Origin of the sequence: Methyloglobulus sp. (assembly GCF_040079455.1) — a bacterium.
Classification (GTDB): domain Bacteria; phylum Pseudomonadota; class Gammaproteobacteria; order Methylococcales; family Methylomonadaceae; genus Methyloglobulus.
Genome location: NZ_JBEBKJ010000007.1, coordinates 1 through 13,064, shown reverse-complemented (window position 1 = coordinate 13,064; position 13,064 = coordinate 1). Strand labels below are relative to the sequence as shown.

Genomic DNA, 13,064 nt, shown 5'->3' with positions numbered 1-13,064 from the left:
ATCGGTTAGGTAAAACTTAATAAGATTTTGAGGTTACATAAATAGAGTCGTTATCATCGCGCTAGAAAAGCCGCGCTGTAGTAAGAATCGGATGCGTTTAGCCTTTTCATTGCTGTCCATTGTGAGCGATTCAGGATATTTTTTATTGTAGACTTGTTGCATAAGATTCAACCAATTATCGCTTGTTGCCTGTAGCACTTTATCAACGGTATGGGCTTCAATGCCTTGCTGTTTAAGCTCATAAGCAATGCGTACGGGACCAAAACCCTTATGACTACGCATTCTGGCATAGCTTTCTGCATATCGAGAATCATCTTGCCAGCTTTGCTGGGCCAAATCGTCGATAACTGCGGAAACTTGGCTGGATTCATAGCCTTTAACAGCCATTTTGTGCTGTATTTCTTTACGGCTATGATCCCTTCGGGTCAACAAACGCAAACAGTCTTTCTTAATTTGTTTGCTTACCTGATGGGCTTCCTCAACAACACTTCCACTCGGATTGTACGGGTCAATCTTATTCTTCATCAATAATGAGAGGCTCAATTACGTTAACAGGGCGACTAAAAGCCTCTGCTCGTATTTTGGCTTCAATTTCCTTGGCCTTTTCTGGATGCTCTTTCAAATAGACTTTAACATTGTCCTTGCCTTGACCAATTTTCTCGCTGCCGTAGCTGTACCAAGAACCGGCTTTTTGGATAAATCCGTAATTAACACCGAGATCGACCAACTCACCTAAAAATGAAATACCTTCACCATATAAAATCTCGAATTCGGCTTGGCGGAATGGTGGTGCAACCTTATTTTTGACGACTTTAACGCGGGTTTCGTTACCGATGACTTCATCGCCCTTTTTTACCGAACCGATGCGCCGAATATCCAGCCGCACCGAAGCATAAAACTTAAGTGCATTACCGCCTGTTGTGGTTTCTGGGCTACCAAACATAACCCCGATTTTCATGCGGATTTGATTGATAAAGATGACTAAGGTATTGGAACGCTTAATGTTTCCGGTTAGTTTCCGTAACGCTTGGGACATCAGCCGTGCTTGCAAACCCATGTGGGAATCGCCCATATCGCCTTCAATTTCAGCTTTAGGTGTTAATGCAGCAACCGAATCCACCACAACTATATCAACCGCACCAGAACGCACCAGCATATCGGTAATTTCCAGCGCTTGCTCGCCCGTATCCGGCTGTGAAACTAATAAGTCATCGATATTTACCCCAATTTTCTCGGCGTAACCAGGATCAAGCGCGTGTTCAGCATCTACGAAAGCCGCCGTGCCGCCCAGCTTTTGCATTTCCGCAATCACTTGCAGCGTCAGCGTGGTTTTACCGGAAGATTCTGGCCCATATATTTCAACAACCCGTCCACGCGGAAGGCCACCGCAACCGAGCGCAATATCCAATCCTAGAGAACCTGTAGAAACGACATCAATATCACGAGATGAAGCCACATCGCCCATCCGCATGACAGAACCTTTGCCAAACTGCTTTTCTATCTGCATCAGCGCAGCGCCGAGCGCCTTCTTTTTGTTCTCATCCATCGTTAATATCCTTTGCGTCGGTAAAGAAACATCATCTTAGGAATCTCTAAAAATTCAAAAAACTCCTTCGCCCTCCAGGGATGGAGGAAGTGCGGCAGCGAGTATGGAACTCGCGCCCTCTCCCTCTGGGAGTAGGTTGGGATGAGGGATTTAAAATCAAGCTATTGTACAACCCTCACCCTAACCTACTCCCAGAGGGAGAGGGTATTTTTAGAGATACCCTTATAATCAAGCTGGGCATTATCACATAGGGTGGTATCAGGTACAAGATTGCGGACTTAAGAAAGAGCCGGAAACAGTCAGAACAATCAACCGATTAACATACCTGCTTGAGTATTCCTCGCAAGCATTTCTAAAACCAAAAAGTTGATTAGTTGTACAGTGAATCATTACATACAAAGCGGTTAGAGAGTTTGAGCGTCTAATCCGGCAACTAATAATCTATAGCAGAGGCATAAGCGACATAAAGCAAGCGATGTAAATCTGGTTGCGCCTTACAAAACATTTAGGTGACGGCTAGAAAACAGAATTCTGGGTAAATGATGATTTGATTCAAAAAAAGCACTAGCGGGGAGTCGCTATTTTTGCGAAAGCTTGTTTTGAGGACGTCCTGTCCAAACAAGCGGCAAAAACTTAACGCGACCGCCAATGCCTGCGGCTGCCCCAGCCGTCCTGCCACCCTCGTCCCATACCCGACAAGGGGTATGGGACATCGTTGCGCAATGACTCGACGCGATGTCGTAAAGCTGTGCATTTTCACGCCGCAAACAGCGCTTCGTGAAAACACACAGCACTATCGCTTCTGGGGACTAAAAATCTTCACTCCGCTAACGCTACGTTTCCAGGATTTTCAGCGTACGCCATCCTCCTGTTCGATCTCACGCACCGTCTTTTTGACGTGCCGCCATAATAGTTTTGAATCATAGTCATCCCAGCTTAAAAAACGCGTCACTTGGTCATGGCTGATTGCCCCGTCCAGCAAGCTGGACAACCCCGTCGCCGTCGTTTGACCAAATGAACTCAACAAGTAATCGCTAACTATTTCTAATAGTTCTGTATTCATCCTTATAGTTTACTTTAACTATAGGACGCGTAACATCAGATATTTAAAATGGATTCATGATAGGTTCATCTATCTTTTGATAGGCTGTAACTTCTTAAACACCATTAACCGAGGAATAGCCAATGAAAAACAAAACGTTATTATTACTTACATTAGCACTTTCATCCAGCATCTTGCATGCTGAATTAAACCCACTTGCAGGTGCGGGATCAGAGATGCTGAAAGATTCTGCTACCGGAGCGGCAAAAGACATGGCGAAAGAATCTGTTACCAATTCCGCAAAAGATATGATGAAAGAAGCCGCTGCCCCAGTAGCACCTAAAGATAACCCTCAGGGTGTCGAAACAGCAAACCCCGCAGGGGAGAAAACGCAAGCCACAGACAAGAGTGCAACAAGCGCGGATACACTGAAAAACCAACCTACTAATACACCTGCGTCTACAGAAGAACCTGTGAAAGCTGTCGAACACAAAGCTCACAAAAAGTCTTCAAAAAAGCGCCACTAGAAATATTAGGAATTCCTTTGCGGCGCTGCCAGTAAGGTTCTGGCAGTGCCGCTCATAGAACGTATTAGATTTTAAAACACCATTAATGGCCGAGGTTGTCGTTAATCGTTAAGATAAGCCGCTTTTTTGGCTCTTGCGTCATCTATTAACAACAAATCAGCAGAAAGGTGTTTGTAAAGACGTATAGAAGCTAGTTCTCCTTTGCCTATTGATTCGGCCTTTTAATGTTTGAACCGTTCGTGCTGAGCTTGTCGAAGCACACAAGCCTTTCGACAGGCTCGAGGCGAACGGAAGTTAAAACTTCACAAGGCCGAATCTATAGTCCAGTGGACTTTTCAATATTAATCGATGCTGAAGCACTGCTGACCTTTCCTGTCAAATAGGCTTTCAGCGTTTGGGATTCTGCTTTGTTGGCTATGCAAACCTCATCATAAACATCCTGCGCTACCTTAACTTCTCCAAATAACGTATCGAGTAATTGCAAACAATCGCAAATCGACGAGTGCAGAGCTGTCTGCAATTACAATCATTATTATTACCGCTGTTGATAACGTAAAACATCAAACTCTATTGATTCTGCCGATGTGTTAATCGTGCCAATACGATGCTGTTTACACGCTTGGAAGAAATCGTATATATCTATTTCAGCAAATTCGTAGGCCGCACCACGCGATAATTGCCCCGATTGAAACATTAGTAATGCGGGGAGTCGCTATTTTTGCGAAAGCTTGTTTTGAGGACATCCTGTCCAAACAAGCGGCAAAAACTTAACGCGACCGCCAATGCCTGCGGCTGCCCCAGCCGTCCTGCTACCCTCGTCCCATACCCGACAAGGGGTATGGGACATCGTTGCGCAATGACTCGACGCGATGTCGTAAAGCTGTGCATTTTCACGCCGCAAACAGCGCTTCGTGAAAACACACAGCACTATCGCTTCTGGGGACTAAAAATCTTCACTCCGCTAACGCTACGTTTCCAGGATTTTCAGCGGTTGTCATCGACAAAGACACTGTTACCATGTTCCTGGGGTTTTTTCTACAAAGGCAAGGCGATGAGATTGCCGAAGCCGCCTTTGGGCAGGGTGTCTTGGTTGGGAAACAGTCGGTCATAAGATTCAAAACCTAATTCTGGGTGTTTGTCCATCGCTTGGGTCAATAGGTAAGAACCCAGTTTTCTGGCTTCGGCGGCAAAAACAGCGTGGCTAAAAAACAGCCAGACATGCGCCCCTTTGACTGACCGGGATTTTTCGATGCTGTAAGGGACATGGTTGTCTTTACAGGCAGCAGCAAATGCACTGACATCGTGTTTCCAACTGGCTTTGTCAAAATTTACCGCCAAAAACCAGCAGCGTTCATCTTGCATCAAAGGGTAAATGCCGATTACGAAATCTGCCAACGAATTCCCCGTGCCATCCTTACCTGCCAGATGGTTACTTATTACTTGGTCGCTAACGGGTATGAACGAACGGTTTAGGCAGTCGCCACATTTGATGCGTGGCTTTTCGCAGACGATGGGCTTCCATTCATTGAAGCAGGCCGGGGCGTAACCTGATTTTCCCGTTTTGCTGTTTTCCCAGCGTTTGGGATAGATGTCATCACGCCCTTTAAACAGGCTGCGAAATAACTTGACCTTATCCTGACTGGATGAGTTTTGGGTAACAGTTGCCCAGGTTATGTGTAGTGACGGGATTTGTTGTGTCTGCTGTTGTTTTAACTGGGTTAACGCTTGAACCAATGCCTCGCGTTCTGCATCTAGGTTTTGGATTTTTTGTTCTAATGCCGTGATCTGATGTTCAAGGTTGCTCATAAAATGCTGACAGATACCGACTAAATAATCGTTTACTATGGTATCACTACAGATTCATTTTATGAAACAATAGCATAGATGAAGGAATCAATCTGTATGCTGATAAGAGATGTTGTCAAAAATTGAATGTCGACTTATGAGGTTTGGGGTAGGTAGGTATCTACCATGATAGTGCCGCTATTTTTGCGAAAGATTTTTCCGGGCTCCTGCTCGAAAAATCAGCAAAAACTACGCGGCAGCCAATGCCTGCGGCTGCCCCAGCCGTCCTGCTACACGCGTTTTATGCCCAACAAGGGGCATAAAACTGGTTGCGCAATGACTCGACGCGATGTCGGAATGCTTTGCAATTCCACTCCGCAAACCGCGCTGCGTGGAATCGCCCAGCCCTATCGCTTCTGGGGACTAAAAATCTTCACTCCGCTCACGCTACGTTTCCACGATTTTCAGCGATCGAAAATATATATGACTCATGGCTTGCATGAAGGACAAATCAAGAAAGGAAATAAGGTTACCCGCTAGTTGTTCCGAATAGGAAGCCGACACTGGCAGTAATAACCATAGATAGCGTACCCCAGAAGGTAACGCGGGCAATCGCCTTCAAAACAGAGGCACCACCCGTCAAGGCAGATAGCCCACCCAACAGCATCAACGACAACAATGAAATAGAGCCAACAGTGGCGATAAGAGGCATTGTATCTAACCTTGTGTTATCGATTATTATTTGATTGATATGCGCCAAGGGTAAATGGGGGAAAATCATAACCATCAACAGCGGTAATGACGCTCCCAAAGAAAATGTCAGGGCTGAAACGATAGCTGCCTGAAGAGGTCGGGCTGTGGTAATTTCGGTTAAGCCTAATTCATCCCGCGCATGGGCTCCAAGAGCATCATGTGCCATAAGTTGCTGGGCTACCTGCTGGGCAAGTTCAGGTTCAAGGCCTCTGTCGATATAGATTGCTTTTAATTCATTCACTTCATGATGATGATTTTCCGCCAGTTCTTTACGTTCCCGGTTGAGGTCGGCTTGTTCTGTGTCAACTTGGGAACTGACTGAGACATATTCGCCCGCCGCCATAGACATGGCTCCAGCAACTAAACCAGCCACCCCTGTGACAATAATTGTAGGTAGGTCAGCATGGGCAGCTGCGACACCAATGACTAAGCTCGACGTTGAGACGATACCGTCGTTGGCACCTAATACGGCGGCACGTAACCAGCCGATACGGTGGGCGCGATGAAATTCAGAGTGTCTCAATTTAGCTCCATTTTTTTAGGATTTTCATTATAGTTCATAAGTTATTGATAAGTGTCATCGACATCTTTTTCACCCGTCAACATGGCTTTTACCAGCTTTTCTTTATCGATGATGCTAGAAGCGATGACACCACCAACGTGTAAAAATACCAGTAATAGTGTCAAATTAGCGAATAGCTCATGCAATTCTTCCCAAAATTCTTCGGCCTGTTTATTGACCTTCTGGTCGATATTTAAGGCTTTAGATTCTTCATCTTCGTCGTCATCTTCCGCTTTAGCTTCTGCAATTAAGCTAATCGACCGCATTTGCAACTGTGCTTGCTGTGCCGTTATCGCAAATGGGCCTTTATTTTCTTCAACTGCGTATAACTTCATGCCGGTCAATGTAGTACCAACTAAACTGACCAAAAGTGCAATTACCATCGCTCCACCCGCCGGGTTGTGGCCGATATAATGCTGAGGGTTACGTGCAATCAGATTTTTTAGATAGCCAATAATCTTAGCCGGGGAATAGATAAAACCACGGAAGCGCACATAATTTCCACCCACAAAGCCCCACAGTATTCGTGTAAGTAAATATATCCCCACGATATAGCCTGCCCATGCATGCAAGTTCATGAAATCGTCTTCTGTGAAATAGGCCGTAAAAAAAGAAATTACTAAAGTCCAATGCCCAATACGGATTAATGGACTCCATACGTGTACAGTTTTTTTAATAGTTGTCATATTATTTCTCATGGTCAGTTATAGGATACCGCTTTAGCGAAACCTATATTGCGTTAAACTGGTTTTTTTGGCATCCGTCATCCGACGTATAGGCAATTATTTATGGTATTTTTTAACGATAACAAACGGTTTAGCCAATGGGCCATTGCTCTCAGTTTGTTTGTTTTTGTCTTGATTACAATCGATATTACAGGTGACTATTGGGATGGCGTGCATTGGACGCATCTGCTTACAGAAGTGCTTATTCTGATACTTTCCCTATCGGGAGTTGTCTATTTTGGCTGGCTTTATTATCAATTTGCCCAAGCCAAAATTAATATTCTGACGCAGAATTTAGCATTGGCAAATCAACAAGCCCAACAGTGGCGTGAGGCCAACCGTGAGCTTATCGCGGGATTGGCCGTTCAAATTCAAAAACAGTTTGATGTCTGGCAACTAACCCCGGCTGAAGCGGAAGTCGGCCTACTCATATTAAAAGGCCTCAGCCATGGCGAAATTGCCCATTTGCGTAATGCAAGCGAACGAACCATACGCGACCAGGCCCGTGCGGTTTACCGGAAATCTGGAGTGACAGGACGCACTGAGCTATCCGCATTTTTCCTGGAGGATTTGCTACTGCCCCGTCAGCAGTACTAAAACCAACAGTTGTTTTAAAAAAATGGCAATTAAAATTGTTGGAGTAATTTAAGCCGATGGTGCGTAGAGGAATGAAAGTATCTGGCATTTAAATCCATGGTTCTTTCATTCAATCTTTAAAGCTTGGAAACCATCTATTCCCCATTCCATAAGTGTATGCATACCAATGTATGACCAATCTCTCACAGGAGTATGGTGCTTGTCATTTAAGCGGTAGTAAACACCAATTCGAACCAAGAGTTTTTGTCGGCTAATATCTAAATTTTTAACTTATCTCGAACAAAACATTTCAAGTTGACCAAATCGTAATATCTTTCCTGGCATCCCATCCTACCCCAGCAATATTTATCCCCAGAGATGGAGATTTTGGATATTGATTGACAAAAAAATATTGAATATAAACCAGTTTTCTTATGCAATCGGCTCAATATAATCCCATCTAAAATAGCTCCAATATTTGATTGCAATTGAGTTTGGTATATACCAACGAAGTTGGAGTTGCCCTGTTCAGTTCTGATTAAGGTTTCATTTAATACACTGGTTACGACAAACAAAAAATGTGTTTTAAACAACAAAAAAATGAGGCTTACAAAAATGAATAAGAAAATCATATTAACAACAATAATTAGCGTCTTGTTAACAGCTTGTGCCAGTCAACAACCGTACGGTTATAACAATGACTACAACAACTATGGATACAATAGCGGTAGAGGTAGAGGTAGCAGCCGTGTGAACAAAGCACTCATCGGTGGCGGCGTTGGTGCTGTGGCCGGTGCAGCCCTTGGCACGGCCTTTGGCGGCAATGATTTGGCGAACGCAGGTTTAGGCGCGTTAGCAGGCGGCGCGGTGGGCGCGGCGGTTGGAGCTTATGTCGATCATCAACAAAACAGAAAAATGCAACGTCAACAAAATGGGTGGCAACAAGCCCCTTACTACAACGACGACTATGGCCAGTAACCTTGACTAAATCGTCAATCGCAGCAGTCCCATGACGATTATGTTACTGCCGATAGCAAAGCGGGGAGTCGCTATTTTTGCGAAAGCTTGTTTTGAGGACATCCTGTCCAAACAAGCGGCAAAAACTTAACGCGACCGCCAATGCCTGCGGCTGCCCCAGCCGTCCTGCTACCCTCGTCCCATACCCGACAAGGGGTATGGGACATCGTTGCGCAATGACTCGACGCGATGTCGTAAAGCTGTGCATTTTCACGCCGCAAACAGCGCTTCGTGAAAACACACAGCACTATCGCTTCTGGGGACTAAAAATCTTCACTCCGCTAACGCTACGTTTCCAGGATTTTCAGCGATTGCAGATCTTTTGTCTGCCTGAAACCACATAAATTGAACACTATCGGGTTTTTTGTTCATATCAAAACCGCTGGCTTGATGTAGCTACACTTTTACAATATCTAAAAAGTTGAAGTGTGATCCCCATCAGTCGAGAAATACCCAGTATCTTTACAGCCGAATTTTGAGCTTCAAAACAATTGGTAGCAAGCGATGATCATCCCAAATTTTGCAATAAATTGATCAACACGCTCGATCTACGTCGTACGCCCGTAATCAGAGATTGGCGGCGGCTGGTGGGTAATAAATTTTGCTCGATGGAAATTTGTTACAGTCCTGTTATAAAAATAGTGCACAATAAGTAATCAGGGTATCTGTTAACCAGTTGAAGCTTAATTATAATGCTCTGATTTTTTAAACTTTAAAATTTTTTAGTGCTTACACATTTTTATTTTTTATTAAAAATAATATGTTTTTATATAGTTTCATCTATAGTAACTATTAAATGGGAATAACCGAACAAGACGAAGCCTGGATGCGTCATGCCATAAGACTGGCGCAACGGGCCGAATCTCTTGGTGAAGTCCCCATCGGTGCGGTGTTGGTCAAAGACAACCAATGCCTTGCAGAAGGCTGGAACTCCCCCATAGCCAGCTTTGATGCGACTGCCCACGCAGAAATCACCACTTTGCGAGAAGCGGGCAAACGCATAGCTAATTACCGTCTCGTCAATACCACCCTGTACGTAACCCTGGAACCCTGTGTCATGTGCATGGGCGCAATTGCCCATGCGCGAATAAAGCGCTTAGTATTCGGTGCTTACGATCCTAAACGAGGTGCAGTTTGTAATGCCTTAAGTCTTGCCGATGCCGATTTCTTAAACCATAAAATCACTTGGGAGGGCGGCATCCTGGCGGATGAATGCGCTAGTCTTTTAAAAGATTTTTTCCAAGCTAGGCGTTAGCGGTTTTGTAGCATTAGAAATAATGTTAGATTGGCTGTAATTCCGTACGCCAAAATTTGATTAGCAAGCACAAACTCCAGCCTGTAAGAAAATCAATGGAGTCAGATACTCCATTGATTTAACAGGCTTCTATCATCGGGTTATTGTGGTGGCTTACATCCATCGCCATTGCTGGGTATTATTTCTCCCTCATCGGTTAAGTACTTGAGTAAAGCAGCTTTAGCATTATTGTCTTTCCAAAAAAGATCAAAGGTAACCAATGCATTTGGCATGGAGTAACGCTTACGATCCACGCCGCCTGTATTACCGCAAACACGTTGGCTTAATTCAAAATTCATGTCCCTAAACTCACTAAATTTATTGAAGACTTGGGCAGAGTTGGCATCCATGGCAATATGGCATGAACGACAATAAGGTTTAACGACTTTATTATACAGCGATTCATGTCCAGCCCATCCAGATGGGGTGAAATTGCCGTTGAAATTGGATGTAGGTGTTGGATACCAGCCGTTGATAGCCTCCACTATGGCGGGGGCGGGGTTAGTTTTCAACACCAATTTATTGAGGGCGCGCAACGCCGGTTCTTGTGCTGCACGGGTAAGTCCAGATTGTCCGGAAAAAACGAAACTTTCCAAATCAAGGGGTATAAATTGGGCTTTCAAATTGGGCGAAGTCGTGCCATTTTCCGCAAAACGGGTGAAGCTGGGATAAGCAGGTGTGGACGTACGATTATCATCAGCGGCACCATGGCAGACTATACATGAACCCGGCAGGTATTTTTCACCACGCCCATCCAAGTTGACGGATTGCAATAATTGGCCAGAAGGCGCGAAAGTTAAGAACTTGGTGAACGGTCGATTGCCATTCACGCCTGGTGTGGGGGAATATTCCACGGCACCACAGAACTGAAGATTCTTGTTGTTGATTGCGTTGCTGAGGTTAACATTGCTGTTGAGGTTGTCATTACGAGGGTAACTGCATACATAAAAAGCGGTTCCCTGGGCATTGCTGATGCCATGCGCGTCACGCTCGCGGTTTAGGTCGGCTTTATTGGCGTAGATGGCACGTATACCGCCGTTATTCAGCCCCCATTTCAGTTTCCAGTTTGCAAAATTAACCGTAGGGTTGATTAAATTCCCTTGTGCATCACAACCAGTTACCGCTTTAATGGCCTCATAATAGCGGCAAGACCCCATCTTAGTGTCAGCACCTAGGGAATCCCTTGGCAGGTATACTTCCCGCTCCTTAGTGGAAAAAAACGTCAAGAAGTGATCCGCCAATGGCACTTTGTCGGAAGGGTTGCTAACCGCCGCGACCGGAGCTGGCGTAGGAACTGTGCCGCCATCGGTGGTTACCGTTAAGCCAGCTTCGCGGTAGCCGCCCTTGCCATCAGAGACAAGCACATAAGCAAAGTTAAGCCCAGTTGAATTTGGCAATTTCCAATTTGCCATGTTGCCGTTAGTGGAGACGATTGCTCCTGCATTACTTCCCCAGGTATAAACCAAACGGTCGTTATTAGGGTCGGTGGCGTTCGCTACCAAGGTTACGACACTGTTTTTTGCCGCTCCAATTATTGGTGCAGCATTCAATTTAGCTTGGAAGCTAGCAATCGCAGGCGGCTTGTTTGGTAATTGTATATCCGGCTCCGCCCCCGTAACGGGATTAGGCAAAGTGATAGGAATTCGATACGTAAAGCCATCGCAATTCACAAACAGCGTTTGGGCTCCGGTGCGGGTCAAGTCTAAAAAGTAAGCGCCAAAATTTGTGACGAGTGGCGGATCAAGTTCCAGGTCGTCTACCGTATAACTGGCGCGGATATTTTTCCCGAAAAAATTGTTCCGGTAGTAGCATAACGACCGTTTGGCATCGGCAAAGGTTATTCGCGGTTCGCTGGATGCTAAACTGGGCAATAAGTTAACCGCACTGATTGCTTCTTGTAGATTTGAGACAAAGTGGAAGTTAGCCAAGGTATCGATTTGATCCTTTTGCTTAGCCGACAATACCGATGAATTTAATGACACTGGTACTCTATTATTAACCGCAGCCATTGCTTGGTTAGTAATGATAAATGCCAGCAAAATTAAGAACCCTAAACTGGTTTTTGTATCGCGCTGTAAAAACTTACATATGGTTTGATGAGATAAAGACATGGTCGCCTCCTTTGGTTTTATGGTAGCAAAGGCAAATTGCCAAGCTGTTGAATACCGACTATTTGGGTATCCTGTGGTGATTTAAACATGCTTTAAAACGAACTGTCTGTGTACTAATTCACTATAAGCCTGTGGATTAATTCATAGCAAGCAACCTGAATGTAGCGTAGTTGCCGACAGTGGGCAAAAAAAGCCTGCCAGCCCTCGACTATTGGTGGACTACGCCGGACGGGGCATGTTGCCCCGTTCGCAGGGTTTCAGCAGGTTCAAAAACGCCACCGTCAGCAAAACGTGAGTGACGGGGTACATACCCCGTCACGCGTTGCACCCGGCTACAGCTATTTTTTTGGCAGTTGGTATAGAATACAACCGACGAAATTTACACCTGTTGCAAATTGAATAAATAACCTTAATTAAGAAACAGCACTTTTCAACAAAGTGCTGCTTCCTTTTACACTGGACATGGAGAATTGCTGTGTCTGAAAGCAATCAGCTTTTTAAAAAAAACCTATTTTACTTAGCTAAAACATACCTAATATTGATTATAATTTATTTATACTCCTGGGGTTGTATGGGTATGAGCTTTTTGACCTTTCCCATTGAAGGTTGCGCTTCCGATCATGGCCCTTATCAGCAGTTGCCCGAATACCTTAAAATTGCCCTAACAGTACTATTATATATTTTGACAATTGGGATTTTTGCAACACATTTTTTTTACCAAGCTAAATGGTTTTACGATGATAAATTTTATTTTTTCTATAGAAAATTCTGGAAATTTGGCAGCATTACCCTTTCGTTCACATGGCTTATTTTGCTTGGCTTTTTAAACACCAGCAATTATGAAGGTAAACAAGGCATTTTTTTTGAATACTTTATTTATCAATTAATTAACGACTTTATCTTTATAGCCATTCATGCTGCCGTTTTCTGGCATTTGGCTGTGGCACCGGCAAACAACCAGCACGTAGGGCGTACTAGCGTAGCGTAGTACGCCGCATGGGATTCCAATACAGAAAGATACAGCGAACGCATGACGGGGTATGTTACCTGTCTCTTGATCACATTTTGCTTTAGAAATAGACTATACCCTATTAATAACCATAGGTTTTGTAGTAAGCATGATTCC

General features: G+C 44.5%; 15 protein-coding genes. 6 read left to right on the top strand and 9 right to left on the bottom strand.

Annotated elements, in window-relative coordinates:
- Positions 1–33 precede the first annotated feature (33 nt).
- The 3 genes from ABL924_RS02955 to ABL924_RS02945 form a co-directional block, all read right to left on the bottom strand.
- Entirely contained in the window at positions 34–525 is a 492-nt protein-coding gene (locus ABL924_RS02955) for a regulatory protein RecX (RefSeq protein WP_349025577.1), read from the bottom strand.
- On the bottom strand, positions 515–1,546 hold the full coding sequence (recA, locus tag ABL924_RS02950; protein WP_349025576.1) for a recombinase RecA: 1,032 nt from the start codon (positions 1,544–1,546) through the stop codon (positions 515–517). Before recA ends, ABL924_RS02955 begins: the two co-directional genes overlap by 11 nt.
- Before the next feature lie 850 nt (positions 1,547–2,396).
- The gene (locus ABL924_RS02945) at positions 2,397–2,609 is read right to left on the bottom strand and encodes a hypothetical protein (protein ID WP_349025575.1); all 213 of its coding nucleotides are present in this window, start codon (positions 2,607–2,609) and stop codon (positions 2,397–2,399) included.
- 122 nt (positions 2,610–2,731) lie between these two features.
- Here ABL924_RS02945 and ABL924_RS02940 point away from each other — a divergent pair, with 122 nt between their 5' ends.
- On the top strand, positions 2,732–3,115 hold the full coding sequence (locus ABL924_RS02940; RefSeq protein WP_349025574.1) for a hypothetical protein: 384 nt from the start codon (positions 2,732–2,734) through the stop codon (positions 3,113–3,115).
- Between the two features lie 316 nt (positions 3,116–3,431).
- On the opposite strand, the gene ABL924_RS02935 is transcribed toward ABL924_RS02940, so the two are convergent.
- The 3 genes from ABL924_RS02935 to ABL924_RS02925 form a co-directional block, all read right to left on the bottom strand.
- Positions 3,432–3,635 (bottom strand): hypothetical protein, encoded by a 204-nt coding sequence (locus ABL924_RS02935; RefSeq protein ID WP_349025573.1) that lies wholly within the window; start codon positions 3,633–3,635, stop codon positions 3,432–3,434.
- A 15-nt stretch (positions 3,636–3,650) separates the two neighbouring features.
- Positions 3,651–3,809 (bottom strand): hypothetical protein, encoded by a 159-nt coding sequence (locus ABL924_RS02930; RefSeq protein ID WP_349025572.1) that lies wholly within the window; start codon positions 3,807–3,809, stop codon positions 3,651–3,653.
- A 341-nt stretch (positions 3,810–4,150) separates the two neighbouring features.
- A complete protein-coding gene (locus ABL924_RS02925) occupies positions 4,151–4,921 on the bottom strand; it encodes a hypothetical protein (RefSeq protein ID WP_349025571.1) in 771 nt (256 codons plus the stop codon).
- Positions 4,922–5,236: 315 nt separating this feature from the next.
- Here ABL924_RS02925 and ABL924_RS02920 point away from each other — a divergent pair, with 315 nt between their 5' ends.
- Positions 5,237–5,440 carry a hypothetical protein gene (locus ABL924_RS02920; protein ID WP_349025570.1) on the top strand — a complete coding sequence of 68 codons (204 nt, stop codon included), beginning with the start codon at positions 5,237–5,239 and terminating at the stop codon, positions 5,438–5,440.
- Here the strand turns inward: ABL924_RS02920 and ABL924_RS02915 are convergent.
- Together ABL924_RS02915 and ABL924_RS02910 are read right to left on the bottom strand one after the other, a co-directional pair.
- A complete protein-coding gene (locus ABL924_RS02915) occupies positions 5,430–6,176 on the bottom strand; it encodes a VIT family protein (protein WP_349025569.1) in 747 nt (248 codons plus the stop codon). The two genes, ABL924_RS02920 and ABL924_RS02915, sit on opposite strands and share 11 nt — an antisense overlap.
- Before the next feature lie 41 nt (positions 6,177–6,217).
- Positions 6,218–6,901, bottom strand: coding sequence for a cytochrome b/b6 domain-containing protein (locus ABL924_RS02910; RefSeq protein ID WP_349025568.1), 684 nt, complete (start codon positions 6,899–6,901; stop codon positions 6,218–6,220).
- Positions 6,902–7,003: 102 nt separating this feature from the next.
- Between ABL924_RS02910 and ABL924_RS02905 the strand changes: the two genes are divergently transcribed.
- From ABL924_RS02905 to tadA, 3 genes are all read left to right on the top strand, one after another.
- A complete protein-coding gene (locus ABL924_RS02905) occupies positions 7,004–7,537 on the top strand; it encodes a helix-turn-helix transcriptional regulator (protein ID WP_349025567.1) in 534 nt (177 codons plus the stop codon).
- Between the two features lie 594 nt (positions 7,538–8,131).
- Complete coding sequence (locus ABL924_RS02900; protein WP_349025566.1) at positions 8,132–8,494, top strand: glycine zipper domain-containing protein; 363 nt, start codon at positions 8,132–8,134, stop codon at positions 8,492–8,494.
- 835 nt (positions 8,495–9,329) lie between these two features.
- On the top strand, positions 9,330–9,788 hold the full coding sequence (gene tadA, locus ABL924_RS02895; protein WP_349025565.1) for a tRNA adenosine(34) deaminase TadA: 459 nt from the start codon (positions 9,330–9,332) through the stop codon (positions 9,786–9,788).
- Between the two features lie 140 nt (positions 9,789–9,928).
- Here tadA and ABL924_RS02890 read toward each other — a convergent pair whose 3' ends face one another.
- Positions 9,929–11,938 (bottom strand): hypothetical protein, encoded by a 2,010-nt coding sequence (locus ABL924_RS02890; protein ID WP_349025564.1) that lies wholly within the window; start codon positions 11,936–11,938, stop codon positions 9,929–9,931.
- A 475-nt stretch (positions 11,939–12,413) separates the two neighbouring features.
- On the opposite strand from ABL924_RS02890, the gene ABL924_RS02885 reads away from it, so the two are divergent.
- Positions 12,414–12,926 (top strand): hypothetical protein, encoded by a 513-nt coding sequence (locus ABL924_RS02885; protein ID WP_349025563.1) that lies wholly within the window; start codon positions 12,414–12,416, stop codon positions 12,924–12,926.
- The last annotated feature ends 138 nt before the right edge of the window (positions 12,927–13,064 follow it).

Coding starts and splice junctions, on each gene's coding strand:
- ABL924_RS02910 (WP_349025568.1), bottom strand. CDS start 6,901: ATGACAACTATTAAAAAAACTGTACACGTATGGAGTCCATTAATCCGT.
- ABL924_RS02955 (WP_349025577.1), bottom strand. CDS start 525: ATGAAGAATAAGATTGACCCGTACAATCCGAGTGGAAGTGTTGTTGAG.
- ABL924_RS02930 (WP_349025572.1), bottom strand. CDS start 3,809: ATGTTTCAATCGGGGCAATTATCGCGTGGTGCGGCCTACGAATTTGCT.
- ABL924_RS02905 (WP_349025567.1), top strand. CDS start 7,004: ATGGTATTTTTTAACGATAACAAACGGTTTAGCCAATGGGCCATTGCT.
- ABL924_RS02945 (WP_349025575.1), bottom strand. CDS start 2,609: ATGAATACAGAACTATTAGAAATAGTTAGCGATTACTTGTTGAGTTCA.
- ABL924_RS02940 (WP_349025574.1), top strand. CDS start 2,732: ATGAAAAACAAAACGTTATTATTACTTACATTAGCACTTTCATCCAGC.
- ABL924_RS02890 (WP_349025564.1), bottom strand. CDS start 11,938: ATGTCTTTATCTCATCAAACCATATGTAAGTTTTTACAGCGCGATACA.
- recA (WP_349025576.1), bottom strand. CDS start 1,546: ATGGATGAGAACAAAAAGAAGGCGCTCGGCGCTGCGCTGATGCAGATA.
- ABL924_RS02900 (WP_349025566.1), top strand. CDS start 8,132: ATGAATAAGAAAATCATATTAACAACAATAATTAGCGTCTTGTTAACA.
- ABL924_RS02920 (WP_349025570.1), top strand. CDS start 5,237: ATGACTCGACGCGATGTCGGAATGCTTTGCAATTCCACTCCGCAAACC.
- ABL924_RS02925 (WP_349025571.1), bottom strand. CDS start 4,921: ATGAGCAACCTTGAACATCAGATCACGGCATTAGAACAAAAAATCCAA.
- tadA (WP_349025565.1), top strand. CDS start 9,330: ATGGGAATAACCGAACAAGACGAAGCCTGGATGCGTCATGCCATAAGA.